This window comes from Leisingera sp. F5, assembly GCF_001593695.1.
In genome coordinates this window covers 1-2,577 of the sequence record NZ_LUKH01000401.1, presented here as the reverse complement: position 1 = coordinate 2,577, position 2,577 = coordinate 1, and the positions used below count along the sequence as shown (strand labels likewise).

The 2,577-nt window shown below is 60.4% G+C and carries 2 protein-coding genes and 2 pseudogenes; 2 read left to right on the top strand and 2 right to left on the bottom strand.

Translation table 11 applies throughout. The annotated features are described in order from the left end of the window. A pseudogene (locus A2I95_RS30940) lies at nt 1–1,122 on the top strand (right-handed parallel beta-helix repeat-containing protein); the annotation flags it as partial. Here the strand turns inward: A2I95_RS30940 and A2I95_RS30935 are convergent. Further along, nucleotides 1,119–1,613, bottom strand: coding sequence for a HugZ family protein (locus A2I95_RS30935; RefSeq protein ID WP_291735987.1), 495 nt, complete (start codon nt 1,611–1,613; stop codon nt 1,119–1,121). The pseudogene A2I95_RS30940 and the gene A2I95_RS30935 sit on opposite strands and share 4 nt — an antisense overlap. Nucleotides 1,614–1,640: 27 nt before the next feature. Continuing rightward, nucleotides 1,641–2,300, bottom strand: coding sequence for a hypothetical protein (locus tag A2I95_RS30930; RefSeq protein ID WP_291735985.1), 660 nt, complete (start codon nt 2,298–2,300; stop codon nt 1,641–1,643). Between the two features lie 153 nt (nt 2,301–2,453). On the opposite strand from A2I95_RS30930, the pseudogene A2I95_RS30925 reads away from it, so the two are divergent. Next, a pseudogene (locus A2I95_RS30925) lies at nt 2,454–2,577 on the top strand (antibiotic biosynthesis monooxygenase); the annotation flags it as partial.

Genomic DNA, 2,577 nt, shown 5'->3' with positions numbered 1-2,577 from the left:
GAGCTGACCCTCAGCGCAGCGCTTTATGATGCCGAAGGCACCCAGACGTTCACCTTCCGCGACTTCAAATACCTGGTGGATTTCAGCGGCTTTAGTTCGCTCAGCAAGTTTGGCATGGAAGGCATCGAATTTCAGTGCAATTCCCGCTGCAGCGCAGTGCGGCTGGCGCCGGCCGGGTCGGTGAATTCGTTCGACAGCTGTTTCTTTTCACGCCCTAAGGACCGAGGCATTACGTCGGCCGGAACCGGCTGCCAGGGGATTCTGGTGGATAATTGCCAATTCCTGTCAGCTGAGGACCCGCTGGACGTTCCAGACCGGGTCAGCATCGGCCTTAACGTCAATTCCAACGACGCCAAGCTGCGCAGCAACCGGGCCACAAGGTTCCGCCATTTCGCGCTGCTGGCGGGCGGCAACAATACGGTAACCGGAAATCACTTCTTTCAGGGCGACAGCATCGCCAACGGCGTGCGCACAGCAGGTCTGGTGCTGGCCTCCAACAACTGCACCTCAACCGTGTCGGACAACTACATCGACAATTGCTTTATCGAATGGACCAATGAGCGGGACGCAACACCTGATTTCACCGGCGGGTTTTCGTTCAGCGCCTTGTCAGTGAGTGCCAATGTGTTCCTGTCCGGCGATGTCGCCCCGTGGTTCAGCTACATCGTCGTCAAACCCTACGGCAGCGGCCATTTTCTGAACGGGCTTTCTGTCACCGGCAATAAATTCCGCTCGCTTCAGGGCAGCATTGACCGGGCGGAGCGCGTGGATACCAGTTTTTCGGATCTGGATTTCAGCCGGTCTAAAAACGTCGATTTCAGCGGCAACATGTATCACAATGTCACCGCCCAAACCGCCAACCCGCTGCGGGTGCGGCATGATCAATCCTCGGCCTCAACCTCCTGGCCGGTGCGGGCCGAAGGGCTGCTGCCGTTCCAGGGGTTTGCCCGCTATGTCGACAGCGTGGTGCCGCTGGGCGCGCTTAAGAGCGGCGGCAACAGCACCCGCTACATTGTGCCGTATACCGAAGCGGAGCAAGGGCCGGACAACGACGAGATCCGGTTGCGCTGGGGCGAAGCGGTCAAGGGCGAGGTTCAGGTGATCATGCGGATGGACAGCTAGCCAATGCTGCCAGGCGGCTGCAAATCGGCTTTGGCAAGGCGGAAGGCCTTGCCAAAGCCGCCATTCAGATGCGCCCCCGTCACGGCAAACCGCACAAAGGTGAAATCAGCCAGTTGCAGATACAGTTTGGCCTTGGGCTGGCGGCGCAGGTAATGCGCGGCCAGTACCTCATGCTGCGGGTCCTGGCGGCTGACAAAACACGCTTGGCACATCAGGCTCAGCCGCGGATGGGCAAGCGGATCGCCTTTGTTCCCCGGCTCGCCCACCAGCAGCGAGCAGGCCGGGCGCTGTCGCAGCGCAGCCGTGTGCAGCGCCAGGCCGGAGATCAGGCTGACAGGCCCCCCTTGCGGATCCAGTCCGAAAGCCACCCGTGTGACCAGCGGGCTGCCATCGTCCAGCAGCACGCCAAGGGCGGCAAAGCGGGCGCTTGCCATCAGGCTTTGGCCCATGGCGCGGGCATCGTCATCTGCGGGGCGGACCGGGTCGGGCATCTGTTTCTCTGGCTTCAGTGACAGGCTTCAGAACTTTTGCCACACCCCCAGCTCCAGACCAAGGCTGCGCCGGCCTGTGTTGCGGTATTCCAGCCCCAGGATCAGCTCGCGGCTGCCATCCAGCGGATAGCGCAGGGCCGGGGTCAGCGCATAGGAAAACCGGCCGCCGCCCGGCTTGGATGTCTCGACCTGCAGCATTGGTGCGGCTTTTCCGGGCCGGTTCAGACCGATGGTGGCGTCCAGTTTCCAGGCCGCATCAAATCCGCTGTTGCGCAGCTCGTATGCGGCATCGACCGCTAGCCAGCCGGTGCTTAGGCCGGTCTCGAAACTGCGCCCGTAAGACAGGGTTGTCTTTTGCATCATTTGCCAAAGACCCCGGTAATGATTGCCGCCGACCCCTGTCTCAACCGACAGCCGGAAACGGGGGCCGGCGCGCAGCGGCAATCGGGCAAACATCAGCGCGTGGCCTGAGCCAGCCGAGCTTTGGTTCAGGTCAATACCAAGGGTGAGCTTGGAGGTAACGCCAAATGCGCCATAATAGCTTAGCTCTTGGGCGCCTTCATCCCCGGTTTTCCGGTAGGTGGCGCTGGCGGACGCAAACCCTCTGCCTGGCTTCTCCAGCCATGCACCGCCAGCCACCGGCTGGGCCAGCGTCAAGGCAAGACAAACGGCACAGACAGGTTTCATCCCAAAACCCTCAGAACACTGCGGTAAGAGTTTCGACTTATGGTTAAAGTTGTATTAAATTTTGACTTTACACGAAATGATTGCCGTCTCAAAAAAGGTGGTGCGCTTCATGCGCGAACGGGCGTAGGCTGGGGGAATTCAACGGAGGGGCCAATGCCGAAAATAGCAAAAACCGCTGATATCCAAACCGTTATCACCACATTTGAGATGACGCCTGGGACCTGCCAGGACCTGCTGGAGGCGCTGCAGGACGCCTATGCGGACTTCATCTCGAAAC

Coding starts and splice junctions, on each gene's coding strand:
- A2I95_RS30935 (WP_291735987.1), bottom strand. CDS start 1,613: ATGCCCGACCCGGTCCGCCCCGCAGATGACGATGCCCGCGCCATGGGC.
- A2I95_RS30930 (WP_291735985.1), bottom strand. CDS start 2,300: ATGAAACCTGTCTGTGCCGTTTGTCTTGCCTTGACGCTGGCCCAGCCG.